Here is a 17,406-nt window from a genome sequence, read left to right on the forward strand (position 1 = left end):
GCCCGCCGGTGTACCACCGCCCGGCAAACGCGCAAAAAAATAGGGGCGGCCGCCCGCCGGCGACCGCCCCTTAAACTCGCGCTTATGGCTCCCCGGGATCAGTCGATCTCGGGGGCGAATCCGCGCCGCATGGTGTTCTCCACCACCACGCGCGGATTCATAAAGTGCAGCAGGTAATCGGGCCCGCCGGCCTTGGTGCCGGCCCCCGAGAGCTTAAAGCCGCCAAAGGGGTTGCGGTAGACCAGCGCCCCGGTGATGCCGCGGTTGATGTAGAGGTTGCCCACCGCAAACTCCCGGCGCGCCCGGGCGATATTGCTGGGGCTACGGCTGTAGACCCCACCGGTGAGGGCAAAACGGGTGCTGTTGGCCATGGCGAGCGCCTGATCAAAGCTCTCGGCCTTCATCAACGCGAGCACCGGTCCGAAGATCTCCTCCTGGGCCAGGCGATGCTCCGGGGTGATGCCCTCGATGACGGTGGGCCCCACGTAGTAGCCCTGGCTCTCGGGAACCTCGCGCTGCACGAGCACTCGCCCCTCATCGCGCCCCAGGGCGATGTAGCGCTCGATGCTGGCCTTGGCCTGCGCGTCGACCACCGGGCCAATTTTGGTGCCGGGCTCAGCGGGCGGCCCCAGGAGCACGCTCTTAACCGCCTCGACCAGGCGCTCCTTAAAGGCCTCATAGCAGCTCTGATGCACGATAACCCGGCTGCAGGCCGAGCACTTCTGGCCCTGAAACCCGAAGGCCGAGTGGACCACGCCGGTGACCGCCTCATCGAGATCGGCGTCGGCATCGACGATGATGGCGTTTTTGCCACCCATCTCACAGACCACATGCTTCACATGGGCCTGCCCCGGGGCCATCTTCGCGGCTTTCTCCACGATCTGCAGCCCCACCTCCATGCTGCCGGTGAAGGCCACCGTGTGCACCCGGGCGTCGGTGACCAGCGCCTCGCCAACGACCTCGCCACGGCCGGGCAAAAAGCCGATGACTCCGGGGGGAAAGCCCACCTCGTTGCAGAGGTTCATCAGCTGCGCGGCGATCACCGAGCTCTGCTCGGCGGGCTTCATGATCACGGCGTTGCCGGTGACGGCGGCCGCCATCGTCATGCCGGTGAGAATGGCCAGGGGGAAGTTCCAGGGCGCAATCACCGCGCTCACTCCCCGGGGCACATACATCAACTCGTTAAGCTCGCCGGGCAGCCTCCCCAGGCGCTCGGGGCGCTCCAGCTCCATGGCCTCCCGGGCGTAATACTCGCAGAAGTCGATGGCCTCGCAGACATCGCCGTCGGCCTCTCGCCAGGTCTTACCGACCTCCCAGACCATCCAGGCGGCGAGCTCGTCGCGACGCCGGCGCATGGCCTCGGCTACGGCCAGCACCAGACGAGCGCGCTCCTCGACCGGGGTGGTCGCCCAGCTCTGCTGTGCCTGACTTGCCGCCTGCAGCGCCTCTTCGGTATCGCGGAGGCTGGCCATCCCCACCTCCCCGACCACCTCGTCGGGGGCGGCCGGGTTGAGGCTCGGCAAGGTCTCGGTGGCGGGGAGCTCCCGATACGCCACCTGCGCCCCGTAACGCCGCCCGAACATCTTGCGCACCGAGGCCACCGCCTGCGCCATGCGCTCCCGGTCGCTCTGACGCGCGAAGTCGCGCAGCGGCTCATTGCGGAAGCCGGTGGCATTGAGGCTCGTGATCTCGGGCTCCGCCCCCGGCGCCGGCGCCCCGTCAAGCGGGCCGGGCGCGGCCAGCAGGCGCTCGATCGACTCCCCCTCCACAAAGCTCATGCGCAGCCAGCTCTCGTTGGAGGTGTTCTCCAGCAGGCGCCGCACCAGGTAGGCCATCCCCGGGATCATCTCCCCGATGGGCACATAGTCGCGCAGGCGATACCCCATCCCCTGCACCGCGGCCTTCATCGGCTCGGCCATGCCGTAGAGCATCTGAAACTCGATCTGGCTCTTATCGAGGCGGCAGGCGTTGGCGTAGGCCATGGCAAAGGCGATGCTGCGCACGTTATGCGAGGCGATCGCCGCGCGGAGCACCCGGTGGTTGTCCAACAGGACCTGCGTGCAACGCTCGTAGGACTGGTCGGTCTCCCACTTCTTCTTGAACACCGGACAGGGCCAGCCCTCCTGCTCGGCCAGGATGGTCTCGTAGTCCCAGTAGGCCCCCTTGACCAGGCGTACGGTCACCGGCGCGCCCCGCTTCTTGGCCCACTTGGCCAGCGCCTTTAAGTCCTCTTCGCAGTCGCGGAGGTAGGCCTGGGCCACGATTCCGGCGTGCTCAAACCCTTTGAACTCCGGCTCCTCCAGCAGGCTCTTAAAGACGGCAAAGGTCAGGTCTTTATAGCGGTACTGCTCAACATCCAGGTTGATGAACGCGCCTTTATCGCGCGCCAGGGCAAAGAGCGGACGCAGCCGCTCCTTAACGCCCTCCACGCTCCCCAGGGGATCGATGGGGTCGAGCTGGCTGAAGAGCGACGAGATCTTCACCGAGACGTTGACCCGGGGCACGCGCCCGAACTTCGCCTGCTCCAGAGTGGGATTGGCCGGCCAGGCCGACGACTTCGCGCTGAGCGTCTCCAGGATCTCCACGTAACGCTCAAAATACTCTCCGGCCTCGGCCTCGCTGACCGTGGCCTCCCCCAGCAGGTCCAACGTAAAGCAGAGCCCCTGCGCCCACATCTGCTCCAGGGTGGGCAGCGCCTCCTCGGCGTTGGTCCCGGCGATGAAGCGCTCGGCCATGCCCACAATCTGCTTCTCGATCTGCCCGGCGGCCATCCTGGCAATGCGACTCTCGGGTTTGACCTTGGAGAGCCCCCACTGAAAGCTCGAGGGGAAGTTCTGCTCGGGGCGGCAGAAATACTCCTGAAGGTGCTCGGCCACCTGCACATGATCGCTGAGCGTGGGGAAGACGTCGACAAAGCGGAACATCTCCACTTTGAAGGCCTCATCCTTCATCGACCAGTCCATCATCTTTCCGCTCCAGTAATCCTTGCGGAAGACCGAGGGGGACTGCCCCTGCATGCGATCAAAGATCTCGCGCCCCAGGCGCACGACGTCCTTCTCGTTAGCTCGAGCCATTACCAACTCCAGGCAGAGGGGAACACAGGTTGTGAGGGCCGATCTGAGCGGGCCGGAACCGGCCGCGAAAGCGGGCGCCGACGAGCTCTCCAGCGGGAGGGAAGCGGGAGTCCGCGGCGCTGCTAAGATTGTCCGCAACCCCTTGTTTGGCAACACCTTTTGCACAGCAAAATATGACGCAGCGCATCACCCCCTGGCCCCCCCTTCAGATGACGCGGCGCATCACAACTCGGTCAGCCACTGCCCCGAAGGCGCCACGTGAATCGGGGCCTCCAGCCCCGCCTTCTGCAGAGCCCGGCGCAGCGCGTGGCGACTCCCATCGGCCGCATGCACCAGGGCAATCGCGCGGGGCTGGAGCAACTCAGCCACCGCCAGGAGCTGCCAGCGCAACGCGTGGGTGGGAAGGTGCACATGCACCACCCGGGCGCCGGCCTGCTCCGGGGTGCCGGCCCGGCGCAGGAGTTTGCCGGCCGGACTGGAGCGGTGGGCGCGGTTGACCACCACCACGGTGCCGCGCGGGTCTTTGGCGACGCGTGGCAGCAGGGCGCCGGCGGTGGTGCCCCGCTGAAACTGGTCCCCCACCGCCAGCACCACCCCGCCGGCCTCCAGATGCTGCGTCAGCTGCCGGCGCTCCCCGTAGCGCACCGACTGCAGGGCTGCGCGCGCCTCTTCTGAAGCCAGCTGACGGCCATACACCTCCACGACCTCCCGGGCGTAGGCATCGACCAGCAGCTCGCCAGGCGACGCCAGCGCGCGCACCAGAATCGCCGCCAGCTCGGCGGCCTCTCCCAGCGCGGCCGCCCCCACCAGCAGCGCCCCCCGGCGCTCCGAGAGCACGCCGCCGAGGCGCTCGACCTCCTGGTCGTACTCCACCGCGTCCAGCGCCTTCTGCGTGGCCAGCGTGGCCTCCATCACCACCAGATCCAGCGCGCCGGGCGCCACCCGGGGCAGACTCGCCCCTTGAAGCAGCGCCTGGGCGTGGGTGCAAAAATCCGCGGTGTAGAGCATCCGCCAGGGGCCCTCGGCGCCCTCGACCTCGACCATCGCCATAGCCGCCCCGGCCATATGACCGGCCTCCAACGCGGTGAGCGTCACCCCCGGGGCCACCGCCACCGGCACCCGCCAGGGCGCCACCCGGGCGCGGCGAGCGATGGCCTCGGCCCGGGCCCGCACCACGCCCTGCGAGACCAGCGCAAAGGGCAAGAGCGCCTTCGTGGGCGCGCTCATCCACACCGGCACCTGCGGCCAGCGCTGCACCAGCTCCGCAAGCGCCCCCACATGATCGGCATGCACATGGCTCACCCACACAGCCTGCGGCGCCTCTCCCACCCCGGACCCCTCCCGACCAAACGCCTCAAGCCAGTCGGCCGGCCCCGAGACCTTCCCACAGTCCAGGAGCAGCCCCGCCGCTGCCCCCGTCCCCACCAGGTGCGCGTTGGGCTCCCGGGCGCTGGCCCCGCTCAATGAAATGAAGCCAGGGATCGAATGTGTTGGGCTTGAGTGTTCGTTCATCGGCGTCTACGCTCCGGGACCTTGCCCGGCTGATCTTCTGCAGGAGCTCGCATGACCTCTGGTGGTCGCTTGAACATCGATCTGAAGCGCGGCGCAATCCCGCTCTCCATCTTCATTCTGATGGTACTCCACTACGGCCTCAAAGCGCCGCTGTGGGTGCTGGGGCTCTTCTCGCTGTGGATCCCGCTGGTGTACATCGTCAAGCCCTGGTACCTGCGCCGGCGCTGGGAGGCTTTCGACCGCACCTTTACCCAGTCCTTTCAGCGCGGCAAGCACCGCGAACTCTTGCAGGCCTATCGCAAAGAGTGGTTTCTGCGACGCTTCGGCCCTCAGGCCGACATGCTGAGCAAGCTCGGCCTGATCTACAGCGCGATGGGCAAGTACCGCGAGGCCGAACACGCCCTGGAGCAGGCCCTCGACGCGATGGGCTCTCCCGGCCCGCAGCAGCTCTACTTCAACCTGGCCAACGTGAAGTTCGAGCTGGGCAAGTTTGACGACGCCATGCAGATCTACCTCTCGTTGCGCAGCAACTCCCCCTACCAGCGGGCCGCCCGCACCCAGATGGCTCTCATCGATCTGCAAAAGGGCGCCCGGGTCGAACAGGCACGCTCCTTCCTGGAGAGTGAGCTGCCCCGGGCCTCGGGACCGATGCGCGAACGCATCGACCGCGCACTGGCCCGCCACTGAGGAGCGCTTCGCTTCTTGCCAATTGGACCGCCGGGCCTATAGTGCCCTGTGGCGCCTTGCGCGCACGCATCTTGACCTTTTTTAACCCTTGTTCACCAACCCCGCGTGGCGCGGACCTCCGCGTCGGCCGGGGTTTACCCTTGATGGCTGCCCTGCCCGGGTTTCTCAGGAGTCTCACCATGGCCCGTTCCAAAGATCGCATCTACGACATCCGCACCCTCGACCGTTTCCTGCGCGAGGGCAAAATCACCGACGAAGACTACCAGGCGCATCTCGATCAGCTGCCCGACGCCAGCGAAAAAGCCGCCACGGTCGAAGCCGTCTTCGAAGAGAATGTGCTCGAAAAAGACGCGGAGTAATACAGCGCGCTCGGTGGACGCCGCCCAAAGGCGGCGTCCCTTTTCTTTTCTACCGGTGGCAATCCCGCAGTACCCCGGAGGTAGCGATGGCCGATCACGACGATCTCAACGGTGGCAAATCCGAAGGCGATGCCGCAAAGAAGGCCGCCCAATCCGGCCCCAGAGTCACCCCGCTGGGCGGCAACACCGGCGTGCACATCGCATCGGCCTCGGACGATGAAGCGCTGGAGATCGATTTTGGCGGCTTCATTCTCAGCCTGGGCACCAGCTGCATGGTCAATCTGGGCAAGTACCCCAACCCGGAGACCGGCAAGCTGGAGCTCGACCTCGATGCGGCCCGGCAGGTGATCCACATCCTGCAAATGCTTCAACAAAAGACCCGCGGCAACCTCGAAGACGACGAGGCGCAGCTTTTGCGCACCCTGGTCTACGACCTGAAGATGGTCTACGTGGAGGTCAAAGGGTGAAGCAGGCCGGGGCACCATCGCGCCGGGTCGGCGGCCGGCTCCTCGTTGCCGCCGCCCTGCTCCTGGCCTCCTGTCAGCCTTCGCCCGATACGCCCTCCTCGCCGGCCGCCGGCGAAGCCGCTCCCCCGCAAAACGCCCCCGCGCTGGCCGCTCCTCCCGACTTCTCGCAGCTGGTCGGGGAGGCCCGTCCGGCGGTGGTCAACATCTACACCCGCACCCGGGTGCCCACCCCGCGCTCGCCAGTATCGCCGCCGGGCATCGTCCCCCCCGAGCGCGAACAGCAGAGCCTGGGCTCGGGCTTTATCTTCGATGCCGCCGGGCTGGTTCTGACCAACGAACACGTCATCCGCGACGCCACCCAGATCTCAGTGCGCCTGCTCGACGAGCGGGTCTTTGAGGCCGAGGTCGTCGGCAGCGACCCGCAGACCGACGTCGCCGTCCTGCGCCTACGCCACACCGAGGAGCTGCCCACCGTCAGCCTGGCCGACTCCGACGCCCTCCAGGTCGGACAGTGGGTGGTGGCCATCGGCAACCCCCTGGGGCTCTCCAGCACGGTGACCGCCGGCATCGCCAGCGCCACCGGCCGCCAGGTGCTCCCCCCCGGCGGGCAGCTGCGCTACCAGGATTTCATCCAGACCGACGCCTCCATCAACCCGGGCAACTCCGGCGGGCCGCTGCTCAATGTGCAGGGCCAGGTCGTGGGCATCTGCACCGCCGTCGTCGCGCAGGGCCAGGGGCTGGGGTTTGCCATCCCCATCAACATGGTCAAGACCATCCTGCCGGCGCTTATCGAAGAGGGCAAAGTCTCCCGCTCCTGGCTGGGCATCTACGTCGACGAGGTCCCCGCCGCGCTACGACGAGAGCTCGACCTTCCCGAGGGCGGCGCCCTCATCACCCGGGTGATTCCCGGGGGCCCCGGCCACACCGCCGGGCTGCAGCCCGGCGACATCATTACCACGATCGCCGAGCAAGACGTCTCCGACAGCCGCCAGCTCTCCTGGGTCACGTCCAACCTGGGCGTCGGGCGCACCGTCGAGCTGACCCTTCAGCGCGGCAGCCAGCCGCTCTCTCTGCCCCTGACCCTGGGTGCCCAGCCCGAATAGCCGGCGGCCAGGGCAGCGACCTCCCCAACATCATACCCTTGCGATGCCGCGGCGCGTTCCCACGTTTAGCTCGGGCCTGAATGAATGGGATGACCGCCGCGATTGCCTCCTCTGCCTCGGAGGCCACGCAGCGAGCCTGGGGAGGCATGAGATGAGCGCATCGACAGGTCGTTTTCCTCACTATCTGGCAGCCAGCTTCGTGGCCACACCGCTGCTTTTTTTCGCCGCGATGCTCATCATCGGCAAGGGCGCCCCCTTTGGCGTATACCTCTTCATCGCCTGGTCCACCGCCGCCCTGACCAGCGCGCTGAGCTTTGCCGCCGAGCCCGACGATCTCAGCGCCTTTACCAGCGCCGAACGCCTGGGAGTGATCGCCGGAAACGCGATCATCGCCGCCATGGTCGCCGCCCTGGGCTATCTGAGCATGGCCCTGACCGGCTGAGAGCGCCCCGCGCCTCCGGCGCTCAATGCGCCGCGCGATCGAGGCGATCTCGAATCGCCTCCCAGGCCGCCTCACCCGGCGGGGCCTCCACCCAGATCGCATCCACGCCCAGGCGCTCAAGGCGATGCAGCGCGTCGTAAAGACCGGCGGCAAAGCCCGCCGCGTCGCGGGGCAAGACCACCGCCACCGCCCCCTCGCAACGCAACGCCTCGCGCACCACACACCCCACACCCTGGCCACGCCCCTGGCGCAGGTCGGCTTCGATCGCCTCCTTCTCTCGCACCCTCAAGGGCACCCCGGGCGCATAGTGCCGCCGCGCCAGCCCCGGCGACTGCCGGGGCGCGTCTTCGGCCGGGGCCTCCGCCAGGGTATGCACCTCCCCCACCACCTCCCGCAACGCCTCCAGGCTCACCATCCCCGGACGCAGCAGCACCGGCACCTCGCCAGCCAGGCTCACCACCGTCGACTCCACACCAACCTCGGTGGCGCCGCCGTCGATCACCCACCCCACACGCCCTCCCAGGCTCTTCAGCACATGCGCTGCCCGCGTTGGCGAGGTCTGGGTGTAGAGATTGGCACTGGGGGCGGCCACCGGCACGCCGGCCTCTTCGAGCAAGGCCCGCGCTACCGGATGCGCCGGTACCCGCAGACCCACGGTATCGAGCCCGGCGCTGACCGTGGCCACAACCTCCTCCTTACGCGGCACCACCAGCGTGAGCGGCCCCGGCCAAAACGCCTCGGCCAGGCGAGTCGCCTCCTCGGGCCACCGCGCGGCCAACGCTTTTGCCGACGCGAGATCGGGCACGTGCACGATCAGCGGGTTGTTGGCCGGCCGCCCCTTCGCCTCGTAGATCTTGGCGATCGCCTCGGCATCCAGCGCGTTGGCGCCCAGCCCGTAGACCGTCTCGGTCGGAAAGGCCACCAGTTCGCCGCGGCGCAACGCCGCGGCCGGAGCCCTCAGACGCTCGCGCTCCGGCTGCCCCCGATCGACCACCACCACCTGCGGAGTTTCACTGCCCTTCTGTGTGCTCATCTCGCCACCACAGGCTCTACGCCTCTCAATACGTCCAACGCCTTCAACGCCACCTCGGGCGCCTCCATATCAAGTGCGTCTCGCTCCTGCATCATAAACCCACGCCCCGGCCCCTCGCGCCTTAAGAGCGCATCGCCCTTATCCATCACCAGCGCGTGCTCGGCATCACAGAGCATCTCAAAGTCGGTACCGGCATCGCCCACCGCCAGCCAGGGCCGCCGTCCGATCACCTCCTTGATCGCCTCGACCTTCCCCTCCCGAAAGAGCACCGGCCGAGCCGTGCGCGAGCTGAGGCGCTCCCCGTCGAGCTCCACCCGATTGCCGATCACCTGCTCCGGCGCCACGCCCAGCAGCTGCGCAAACACCCGCACCGTCCACACATTGGTGGCCGAGACCACCCAGACCTCGGCGCCGGCCCGACGCAGTGCCTCCATCAACCCGCGCACCTGGGAGACCACGCGCACGCCGCGCGCGATCCGCACCTCTTCGCCGCGCCCGCTAAAGCGACACTCATCGCGCAACTCTCGGCGCAGCTCGCCAGCGATCGCCTCCACCGTGTAGGCCTCCATCTCCGCCGGGCTCAACCCCACATGCAAACGTACCGCCCACTCGTAGCAGGCCCGCTTGCCCAGCCGCTCCAGCCGCCGCCCGTAAAGCGCCCCCATCTCGGCCAGATAGCGCGCATAACGCGGGTCGGCCTCACGCGCCTGCTCGCCCATCGCCCGCAGCGCCTGACTCAACATCCGCAGCTCGTCACGCCCCTCCTCCGGGTGCACCAGCTCCCAGAACGCCTCCAGATCGTAGCGGTAGGCCACCCGGTCGATCAGATAATGCGAGTAGAGCTCCCCGATATCCCCCACGATGCAGGTGTTATCAAAATCGAACACCGCCACCTGCCCGGCCGCCCCCGCCAGCACCTGACTCAGGCGCCGGGCGATCGAGGCTTCAAAACCGGCGGGCACCCCGCCCGGCTGCGCTTGTCCTTGCATCCCTGCTCTCCTTCGATAGAAAAGTTTCGTGCCGGCCTCCCGCCGCGCACTAAACGCCTTGTAATGCCCGAGAGAATTCGCTACAAGCTCCGTCCGGTTTGCGCGCGCCCAGGCCATCGTTTGCCCAAAGGCCCGCGCTCCACAACCACGACTTTATCGCTCGCCCGCGCGCCGTGTTCGGCGCCCGATCGCGAGCCTGAAACCGAGTTTTAATTTACGACCAGCCACCCTTTTTTAACTCGACGCGCTCAACGGAAGAGTGCCTCGCGAGGTGGCTTGAGCCTGGAGGAACTGCCATGAAGTCCGATATCCATCCCCAGTACAACCCGGTGATCTTCGTTGACGGTGAGCACGAGATCATCACCAAGTCCACCATGACCTCCAAAGAAACCCGCGAGATCGATGGTGTGGAGCACTACGTAGTTCAGGTTGAAATCAGCGCTTACTCCCACCCCTTCTACACCGGGAAGCAGAAGCTGATGGACACCGAAGGTCGCGTCGACCGCTTCCTCAAGCGCTACAACATGACGCGCGACGAGGCCAAAGTCGCCTCCGGCGACGACGAGTCCTCCGACGAGGCCTGAGCATCAAGCCCCGGGTGAGCGTTGCTTCTCCGGGGTTTTTTGATCGATCGAACACCTGCCGGGGGCCTGATCGCTTAATGCGCCTCTGGTCAACCCTCGTCAGCGCGTTCATCTTTCGAAACGCTCAACGTCTTTCGTCAGCGAGCTCCGGGTGCAGATGCACCCGAAGCCGGAGCAGCCGGAATAGATCGGCCGCTAAACATCCTTTTTGGAGATATCCAGGTGCCACGCGCCCTGGCCTGGCTGGGGGTCCCTCTTATTACGGGCCCCTCACCCCCCGCCGCCGCGTGCCTTGTAAGATTCTCCACCCATGACTCGAGACTCCTCCGCTTGGCCTCTGACCCACGCGTCGCACAACAAGCCTTCGGGCCTCTGGCGAAGTTGAACGTGAAACGATCGGGATCATCGCCCCCCATCGGGGCGACCCTCGCTCGGTTCACCGGATTCGCCACGCTTAGCCGAGCCCGGCCACTGCCCTTGAGGCGGTGGCCTGGTCGTGCTCTGCCATGCGCTGGCCCCGACGCATCCCCAGACGCCGGGCGGCTGTCTCCACGACACAGGAGCACCACCCATGACCTTTGCAGAAGCTGCCATTGAGGTTCTTTTTCGCGCAGGACGCCCGCTCCATTTCAAAAAAATCACCGAAGCTGCCATCAGTGAAAACCTCCTCTCCCACGTGGGCCGCACCCCCGAAGCGACCATGGGAGAGCGCCTGAATCAGGAGCTCAAGAAAGAAGGCTCCTCGCCGGTCGTCAGCGTACGCCCCGGCGTCTTCACCCTGCGTGAAGACTATGTCAAGAAACTTGAGAGCGATGGCCGCGAGCGCCTGCCCCTGGGCGCCAAAAAAGCCAGCGCCCCCGCACCGGCCCCGACCAACGGCAAGGCTCCGGCGCCCGAAGCCCGTGGCGAAGCCGAGAGCGAAGAAGGCGACAGCCGCCGCTCCTCGAGCCGCCGCCGGCGTCGTCGTGGCTCCCGCAACAGCTCGCGAGGCAGCCGCGCCGAAGCACGTCCGGAGACCCGCGAAGAAGAAAGCCGCGAAGAGGAAAGCGCCCCGAGCCCTCGCAAGTCCTCCGCCAGCCGTCGCAGGTCCTCCGCCAGCCGTCGCAAGTCTTCGTCGAGCCGCCGCAAGTCCTCCGCCAGCAAGCGCGAGAAGACCCGTGGCGACCGTAACGGCCGCGGTGAGCGTAACGGTCGCGGTGAACGTCACGAGGGGCGCCGCACTGAGCGCCGCGACACCCGCCGTCCGGCCCGCACCGCCCGCTCGACCAACCGCCACCTCAAAGAGGGCCCGGTGCGCATGGACACCATCGCCGAAGCCGCGATGACCGTGCTCAGCGATAACAACAAACGCCCGATGAAGGTCAAAGACCTGGCCGAAGCCATCTTCGAGCGCAAACTCGTCCGCTTCCACACCCACGATCCGGCCGCCACCGTGCAGGCCGCCATCGCCGGCGACAACCAGATCCGCGAGCAGAAGGGCAACCGCCCCTACTTCATTCAGTACGATCGCGAGCGCTGGGGACTCACCGAATGGGGCCTCTCCCAGAGCTCGGTCGAGCGCGAAGAGCAGATCCTCTCGCTGGCCGAAGAGATCCGCCAGGACGCCGTCAGCCACCTGGGTCAGGCGCTCACCGATGTCAAAGCCGAGGCCGTCGAGCACCTCGCCCTCACCCTGATGGAGCGCCTGGGCTACCGCAACATCAAGGTCTCCAAGCGCTCCTCCGAAGGCGATGTCTTCTTCACCTCGGACTGGCGTCAGGGGCTGGCCGATGTGCGCGTGTGCATCCAGGTCGTCGGCGATAGCTCCCAGGAGCTCTCCTCCAACGCGGTCACCGACCTGCGCGGCACCCTGCACCACTACTCCGCCAGCGAAGGCGTCATCATCCACCTGGGCAACATCAACGCCGAGGCCGTTAAAGAGAGCCGCGAAGAGAAACTCGCCGCGATCACGCTGATCGACCGCGACACCTTCGTGGAACTCCTGATCAAGCACGGCATCGGCGTGCGCACCTACCAGACGCCGATCACCATGGTCGACACCTCGTTCATCGAGGCCCTGGCCTCGGCATGATCCTCCTTCGCCCCGGTCTCGTCCCCTACGGGCAGGCGCTGGCCTGGCAGCTTCAGCTGCGCCAGCGCCTGCAAGAGGGCCGCGCCCACCACCCCACCGGCTACCTGCTCTGCCTGGAGCATCCCCCGGTGGTCACGCTGGGCAAGCGCGGCCGGGCCGAAGATATCTTCGGCCTGGACCAGCTCCGAGACCGGGGCACCCAATTCTTCAAAATCGATCGCGGGGGCGAAGCCACCTACCACGGCCCCGGCCAGCTGGTGGTCTACCCGGTGGTCCGCCTCGATGCGCTGGGCCTGGGCGTCGTGGATCTTATCCGCGGCCTGGCCAACTCCCTCTCCCGGGCACTGGCCGATTTCGGCCTCGACGCCGACTACGACACCGACCACCCCGGCCTCTGGACCCGGACCACGCCCCCACGCAAGATCGCCAGCGTGGGCATGCGCGTCTCCGGCGGCGTCACCACCCACGGGGCCGCCGTCAACCTCATCAACGACCTGATCCCCTTCTCCCTCTTTGTGCCCTGCGGCATGCCCAACGCCCCGGTCACTCGCCTCCTCGATCACCTCGACACCCCCGATGGCTGCAACGTCGAAGCCTTCACCGAGCGCTTTCTCAACCACTTCGCGGCCTTCCTCGACTGCCAGTTCGAACCCCTCGATCTGGCCCCCCCGCCCCCCGAAGAAGCCGCCCCCTCGATGCCTCTCTGACCCAACGAGGTATCGAACAACACACCGAGCAATAAAAAACGCCGCCCCAACAAGGGCGGCGTTTTTCACTTTCTGCTGTTTTACACCCAATCCTCAAGCAGCTCGTCAGGACGAAGTCCAGCAAGGAGGCAGGGATGAAGCTGTAGCAACGCTACCGCGAATCCCTGACGACGACGCTGGCTTCGTTCTGACGAGCTGCCCCACTCCGGGCGAAGTCCAGCAAGGGAGGCAGGGATGAAGCTGTAGCAACGCTACCGCGAATCCCTGACGACGACGCTGGCTTCGTTCTGACGAGCTGCCCCACTCCGGGCGAAGTCCAGCAAGAGAGCCAGGGATGAAGCTGTAGCAACGCTACCGCGAATCCCTGACGACACCGCTGGCTTCGTCCTGACGAGCTGCCTCACTCCACCGTAAGCCGTTTGATATTAGCTCCCAGAGCATTGAGCTTCTCGTCGATGCGCTCATAGCCGCGGTCGATCTGGCGCACGTTGTAGATGGTGCTCGTGCCCCGAGCGCACATCGCCGCGATCAGCAGCGCCATGCCCGCGCGCACGTCTGGCGACTCCAGCGTCGAGCCGATCAGCTCCCCGCCGCCGACCACCACCACGCGATGCGGGTCGCAGAAGACGATCTTGGCGCCCATCGCGATGAGCGAGTCCACGAAGAACATCCGCCCTTCAAACATCTTCTCGAAAAAGAGCACGGTGCCCTTGCTCTGGGTGGCCACCGTGATCGCGATCGACATCAGGTCGGTCGGGAACGCCGGCCAGGGCGCGTCGTCCACCTTGGCCATCGCGTTGTTCATATCGTCGCGAATCACCAGGTCCTGGTCGCCGGGCACGAAGAGGTCTTCGCCGCGGAGCTCGGTCTTGACGCCGAGCTTCTCAAACACCAGGCGGATCATGCGCAGATCGTCGGGGACCACGCCTTCAATGGTCAGCTCGCTGCCGGTTACCGCCGCCAGCCCGGCCAGCGATCCCACCTCCAGGTAGTCCGGGCCGATGGTGTGCTCACAGCCCCACATCCCCTTGGTGCCCTCGATGGTGAGGATGTTGGTGCCGATCCCCTGGATGCGCGCGCCCATGGCCACGAGCATGCGGCAGAGACCCTGCACGTGGGGCTCGCAGGCGGCGTTGCGAATCACCGTGGTGCCCTGAGCCAGGGCCGCGGCCGTGATCGCGTTCTCGGTCGCCGTCACCGAGGCCTCGTCCATAAAGATCTCGGCGCCGTGCAGCTTCTCGGCCTCAAAAATGAAGCGCCCTTCCTCAAAGGTGATGGTCGCGCCCAGCGCGCGCAGCGCCAGAAAGTGCGTGTCCAGGCGGCGGCGCCCGATCACGTCACCACCGGGAGGCGGGAGCTCGCAGCGCTGGCTGCGCCCGAGCATGCTGCCGGCAAAGAGGATCGAGGCGCGCACCTTGCGGCACATCTCCTGGTTGAGCGTGGTGCGATCGACATTCTTGTTGACCACCCGCACCACGTTCTCTTCGATCCACTCGTGCTCCCCGCCCAGATCGGCCATCACCTCGAGCATCACCTCCACGTCGCGAATCCGCGGCACGTTGCGCAGAATCACCGGCTCGTCGGTTAGAAGCGTGGCCGCCAGGCAGGGCAATGCCTCGTTTTTGCTTCCCCCCGGACGCACCGAACCCGAGAGCTTAAGACCACCTTCAATGACGAACTTTTCCATGGATTTCTCGACCTTTACGTAACGTCAACACCGCTGCTCCAGCCTCTTAAAAGGCGCGCGCAGGTGTACCACGACCCTCGCCATGGCCACAACCGCCCCCGAGCTCCGAACGCACCCCGGGGGGCACCACCGCTCCCCCGCGCTCCGACCAACCCCTTGAACTCCCGAAACTTTTTCCCGAAACCCCGGCCCCCTTACTCCACCTCATCGACCAGCACCCGCGCCCCGGCCTCCCGCTCCAGCAGCCCCCGACGCACCTCGGCCGGCACGCACAGGCGCACCATCCGGTAGGTATCGCGCCCCAGCAGGTGCACAAAGTCGCTGCCCTGCTCAATCGGCACCACTCGCCCGTCGCGCTCCACCACCGGGATATGCGCGCTCAACCGGGGGTGACTCGGATCGTAGGGGCGATAAGGGGTATCCCGGGCCCGGTCCACCAGCACCGCGTAATCGACCTCCAGCCCCTGCTCCCGGGCCACCTCGGCGGCGCGGTCCAGAATGCGCGCCACCAACACCGGGTCGCCCGGCGGCAGGTCCACCGTCTTGTAGAGCTCCCGATTCAAGAGCCCCTCGCTCAGACGGGCCAGCACCTCGTCCTCGCCACGCTGCCAGACCTTGAGCATCATCCACACATCGGTGTCGTCGACCTCCAGGTACTCCCGGGTCGTGAGCTCCTGACCGCTGAGCATGCGCAAAAGCGGGTGCTCATCATCCAGGCCTCCCCAGCGCATCCCTTCTTTGTAGCGTTTGCCGGCCCGGTGCAGCACCGCCTCCAGCATCTTCTCAGCCGCGCGCACCGTCTTGTGCAGGTAGACCTGCTTGAACATATGAAAACGCGCGATCAGGTAGTCTTCCACCGCCTCGCGCGCCCGGTAGCTCACCGCCAGGCGGCGCACCGCTTCGCCCTGCGCCCCGCGGCTCTCGTAGACCTTGAGCGTGGCCAGGATACGCTCAAAGTCGTACACGCCGATCTTCACCCCGGTGGCGTGACCGTCGCGCAGAATGTAGTCCTGGCGGTCGGCATCGAGCTGCGAGCTGACCACGTCGCGAAACACCTGGCGGGCCGGGTCAAAGCGCTCCCGCGCCCCGAAGTAGCGCGCCACATCAAAGGGCAGCTCGGCGTCGACGCGGCGGAGCACCTGAAAAATCTCCCCCTCTTCATCCAGGATCGCCTCCCGGGTGAAGCGCTCATGGTTGACCCCGGTCACCTTTTCAATGGCGTGGCTAAAGGGCCCGTGCCCCACGTCGTGCAAGAGCGCCGCGGCAAAGACCTCCTGACGGGTGCGGGTGTCCACCTCGATGGGCAGCGCATCGACCATACGCCGAGCGATATGCGCCACCCCCATGGAGTGCGCGAAACGACTGTGCTCGGCCCCCTGATACACCAGCGAGGCCAGCCCCAGCTGCTTCACTCGCCGCAGACGCTGCACCGTGGAGGTGCGCATCAGATCAAAGAGCAGGCTCTCGGCCTCGTCGGCCAGGTCCAGCGAGATGATGTCGTGAATGGGGTCGCGAAAGAGTTTTGGTCGCATCTGCGCTCCGAATCGGGTCGTGCCACACACGTGGCGCCGCTGGCGTCATAGCACCAACAGCACCTCGACGACCAACATTCAGCGCGTGCCGCCGGCCCACTGCTCGGAGCGCTCCCGGCTGGTGCGATCGACGTCGAGTACAAACTTGATGAGCTCCAGCGCGTACTCCCCGGCCGCCACCGTCACCTCCAGCCCCGCCATCCACCCCGGCGCATGCCCGGCCCAGGGGGTGCTCCCGTTGAGCTCCCGCACGCGCCCGCTGTAGGGGGCCTGCACATAGTCGCCGTGCAGGCGCACCGCCACCGAGCCATAGCGGTAGTACACCAGCCCCAGCCCCACCGTGCGCTGGTCGGTGGGCGTGAGCCCCAGGCTGCCACTGGCCCACAGCTCCAGGCTCTTGCGCCTGGGCATCACCCCCGGATACCCCATCGCCCTGGTCTCAAAGTTGCGAAAACTCCACAGGGGCACATCCAGGCGCAGCGAGCGCAGCTCGACCACATCCTCCGTGGTCAGCTGGCGGCCCTGGTCGTCTTCGACCACAAACTCGCGCTGCTGCCCCTCAAAGGGCATCCCCAGCCTCAGGTAACGAAAATCCGCCACCACCCCCAGCTCCATCGCGTTGACAAAGCCCTCGGCCTGGCGCGCCTGGCCAGCCTCCTCAAAGCTGCTGTTGATCCGCTGATGGTAGCCGCCCACCACGCACCCACTCATCCCCGGGCTCAGCCCCAGAATCAGGGCCACCATCATCGCCTTCACGCTCGTCTTCATCCTGCCTCAACCTGCCCGGGTTTTTTCGTTCACAGAACCGGTGACCATGGTCGGGCAACGCGGGGAGATCGCAAGAAAAACGTCCCACCCCACCACATCCCCGGGCCCCCCGAACGCGACCTCCCCCCCTCCCCGTCCGTTCTCGAACGCGCCCCCACCCGGTGCAACCCCCTACCGGCCCCTTCGCGAACGCGCTGCCTTCATGCTCCTTCCCTAAATGCGCCGGTCTCGAACGCGCCCCCACCCGGTGCAACCCCCTACCGGCCGCCCCCATGTACCCCGAAAGGGGGTCAAACCTCCTCCCGGGCCGCCCCCGGGCGCAAACATTGAGGTCCCCACCTCCTCCCGGGCCGCCCCCGGGCGCAAACATTGAGGTCCCCACCTCCTCCCG

The 17,406-nt window shown here is 66.7% G+C and carries 15 protein-coding genes; 8 read left to right on the forward strand and 7 right to left on the reverse strand.

The genetic code is table 11. The features are described 5' to 3' along the window. Window positions 1-98 precede the first annotated feature (98 nt). Both pruA and DL240_RS18995 read right to left on the reverse strand, forming a co-directional pair. Window positions 99-3,074: an L-glutamate gamma-semialdehyde dehydrogenase gene (gene pruA, locus DL240_RS18990; RefSeq protein WP_111731476.1), complete on the reverse strand. Its 2,976-nt coding sequence runs from the start codon at window positions 3,072-3,074 to the stop codon at window positions 99-101. A 222-nt stretch (window positions 3,075-3,296) separates the two neighbouring features. Then, window positions 3,297-4,586: an MBL fold metallo-hydrolase gene (locus DL240_RS18995; protein WP_111731477.1), complete on the reverse strand. Its 1,290-nt coding sequence runs from the start codon at window positions 4,584-4,586 to the stop codon at window positions 3,297-3,299. A gap of 51 nt (window positions 4,587-4,637) precedes the next feature. On the opposite strand from DL240_RS18995, the gene DL240_RS19000 reads away from it, so the two are divergent. The 5 genes from DL240_RS19000 to DL240_RS19020 all read left to right on the forward strand — a co-directional run bounded on the left by DL240_RS19000 (window position 4,638) and on the right by DL240_RS19020 (window position 7,644). Continuing rightward, complete coding sequence (locus DL240_RS19000; RefSeq protein WP_111731478.1) at window positions 4,638-5,273, forward strand: tetratricopeptide repeat protein; 636 nt, start codon at window positions 4,638-4,640, stop codon at window positions 5,271-5,273. 179 nt (window positions 5,274-5,452) lie between these two features. Beyond that, entirely contained in the window at window positions 5,453-5,632 is a 180-nt protein-coding gene (locus DL240_RS19005) for a hypothetical protein (RefSeq protein ID WP_111731479.1), read from the forward strand. 86 nt (window positions 5,633-5,718) lie between these two features. Further along, window positions 5,719-6,099: a DUF1844 domain-containing protein gene (locus DL240_RS19010; protein ID WP_111731480.1), complete on the forward strand. Its 381-nt coding sequence runs from the start codon at window positions 5,719-5,721 to the stop codon at window positions 6,097-6,099. Continuing rightward, complete coding sequence (locus DL240_RS19015) at window positions 6,096-7,202, forward strand: S1C family serine protease (RefSeq protein ID WP_111731481.1); 1,107 nt, start codon at window positions 6,096-6,098, stop codon at window positions 7,200-7,202. Before DL240_RS19010 ends, DL240_RS19015 begins: the two co-directional genes overlap by 4 nt. 151 nt (window positions 7,203-7,353) lie before the next feature. Then, entirely contained in the window at window positions 7,354-7,644 is a 291-nt protein-coding gene (locus DL240_RS19020; RefSeq protein WP_111731482.1) for a hypothetical protein, read from the forward strand. Window positions 7,645-7,666: 22 nt separating this feature from the next. On the opposite strand, the gene DL240_RS19025 is transcribed toward DL240_RS19020, so the two are convergent. Continuing rightward, the gene (locus DL240_RS19025; RefSeq protein ID WP_111731483.1) at window positions 7,667-8,677 is read right to left on the reverse strand and encodes an L-threonylcarbamoyladenylate synthase; all 1,011 of its coding nucleotides are present in this window, start codon (window positions 8,675-8,677) and stop codon (window positions 7,667-7,669) included. Then, entirely contained in the window at window positions 8,674-9,666 is a 993-nt protein-coding gene (locus tag DL240_RS19030; RefSeq protein WP_158542792.1) for an HAD family hydrolase, read from the reverse strand. The genes DL240_RS19025 and DL240_RS19030 overlap by 4 nt, the downstream gene beginning before the upstream one ends. Window positions 9,667-9,962: 296 nt before the next feature. Between DL240_RS19030 and DL240_RS19035 the strand changes: the two genes are divergently transcribed. The 3 genes from DL240_RS19035 (at window position 9,963) to lipB (ending at window position 13,028) form a co-directional block, all read left to right on the forward strand. Further along, complete coding sequence (locus DL240_RS19035) at window positions 9,963-10,250, forward strand: type B 50S ribosomal protein L31 (RefSeq protein ID WP_111731485.1); 288 nt, start codon at window positions 9,963-9,965, stop codon at window positions 10,248-10,250. A gap of 571 nt (window positions 10,251-10,821) precedes the next feature. Further along, window positions 10,822-12,321 carry an HTH domain-containing protein gene (locus DL240_RS19040; protein WP_111731486.1) on the forward strand — a complete coding sequence of 500 codons (1,500 nt, stop codon included), beginning with the start codon at window positions 10,822-10,824 and terminating at the stop codon, window positions 12,319-12,321. Then, the gene (gene lipB / locus DL240_RS19045) at window positions 12,318-13,028 is read left to right on the forward strand and encodes a lipoyl(octanoyl) transferase LipB (protein ID WP_111731487.1); all 711 of its coding nucleotides are present in this window, start codon (window positions 12,318-12,320) and stop codon (window positions 13,026-13,028) included. The genes DL240_RS19040 and lipB overlap by 4 nt, the downstream gene beginning before the upstream one ends. A 400-nt stretch (window positions 13,029-13,428) precedes the next feature. On the opposite strand, the gene murA is transcribed toward lipB, so the two are convergent. The 3 genes from murA to DL240_RS19060 form a co-directional block, all read right to left on the reverse strand. After that, window positions 13,429-14,715: a UDP-N-acetylglucosamine 1-carboxyvinyltransferase gene (gene murA, locus DL240_RS19050; RefSeq protein ID WP_111731488.1), complete on the reverse strand. Its 1,287-nt coding sequence runs from the start codon at window positions 14,713-14,715 to the stop codon at window positions 13,429-13,431. A 194-nt stretch (window positions 14,716-14,909) separates the two neighbouring features. Beyond that, on the reverse strand, window positions 14,910-16,247 hold the full coding sequence (locus DL240_RS19055) for an HD domain-containing protein (protein ID WP_111731489.1): 1,338 nt from the start codon (window positions 16,245-16,247) through the stop codon (window positions 14,910-14,912). A gap of 78 nt (window positions 16,248-16,325) precedes the next feature. Continuing rightward, window positions 16,326-17,015 carry a hypothetical protein gene (locus DL240_RS19060; protein ID WP_111731490.1) on the reverse strand — a complete coding sequence of 230 codons (690 nt, stop codon included), beginning with the start codon at window positions 17,013-17,015 and terminating at the stop codon, window positions 16,326-16,328. Window positions 17,016-17,406: the final 391 nt, after the last annotated feature.

Origin of the sequence: Lujinxingia litoralis (assembly GCF_003260125.1) — a bacterium.
Taxonomy (GTDB): Bacteria; Myxococcota_A; Bradymonadia; order Bradymonadales; family Bradymonadaceae; genus Lujinxingia; species Lujinxingia litoralis.

Excerpts from the sequence above, each read along its gene's own strand:
- DL240_RS19035 (WP_111731485.1), top strand. The coding sequence starts at position 9,963 with ATGAAGTCCGATATCCATCCCCAGTACAACCCGGTGATCTTCGTTGAC.
- lipB (WP_111731487.1), top strand. The coding sequence starts at position 12,318 with ATGATCCTCCTTCGCCCCGGTCTCGTCCCCTACGGGCAGGCGCTGGCC.
- DL240_RS19060 (WP_111731490.1), bottom strand. The coding sequence starts at position 17,015 with ATGAAGACGAGCGTGAAGGCGATGATGGTGGCCCTGATTCTGGGGCTG.
- DL240_RS19000 (WP_111731478.1), top strand. The coding sequence starts at position 4,638 with ATGACCTCTGGTGGTCGCTTGAACATCGATCTGAAGCGCGGCGCAATC.
- DL240_RS19055 (WP_111731489.1), bottom strand. The coding sequence starts at position 16,247 with ATGCGACCAAAACTCTTTCGCGACCCCATTCACGACATCATCTCGCTG.
- murA (WP_111731488.1), bottom strand. The coding sequence starts at position 14,715 with ATGGAAAAGTTCGTCATTGAAGGTGGTCTTAAGCTCTCGGGTTCGGTG.
- DL240_RS18995 (WP_111731477.1), bottom strand. The coding sequence starts at position 4,586 with ATGAACGAACACTCAAGCCCAACACATTCGATCCCTGGCTTCATTTCA.
- DL240_RS19025 (WP_111731483.1), bottom strand. The coding sequence starts at position 8,677 with ATGAGCACACAGAAGGGCAGTGAAACTCCGCAGGTGGTGGTGGTCGAT.
- DL240_RS19030 (WP_158542792.1), bottom strand. The coding sequence starts at position 9,666 with ATGCAAGGACAAGCGCAGCCGGGCGGGGTGCCCGCCGGTTTTGAAGCC.
- DL240_RS19040 (WP_111731486.1), top strand. The coding sequence starts at position 10,822 with ATGACCTTTGCAGAAGCTGCCATTGAGGTTCTTTTTCGCGCAGGACGC.
- pruA (WP_111731476.1), bottom strand. The coding sequence starts at position 3,074 with ATGGCTCGAGCTAACGAGAAGGACGTCGTGCGCCTGGGGCGCGAGATC.
- DL240_RS19020 (WP_111731482.1), top strand. The coding sequence starts at position 7,354 with ATGAGCGCATCGACAGGTCGTTTTCCTCACTATCTGGCAGCCAGCTTC.
- DL240_RS19010 (WP_111731480.1), top strand. The coding sequence starts at position 5,719 with ATGGCCGATCACGACGATCTCAACGGTGGCAAATCCGAAGGCGATGCC.
- DL240_RS19005 (WP_111731479.1), top strand. The coding sequence starts at position 5,453 with ATGGCCCGTTCCAAAGATCGCATCTACGACATCCGCACCCTCGACCGT.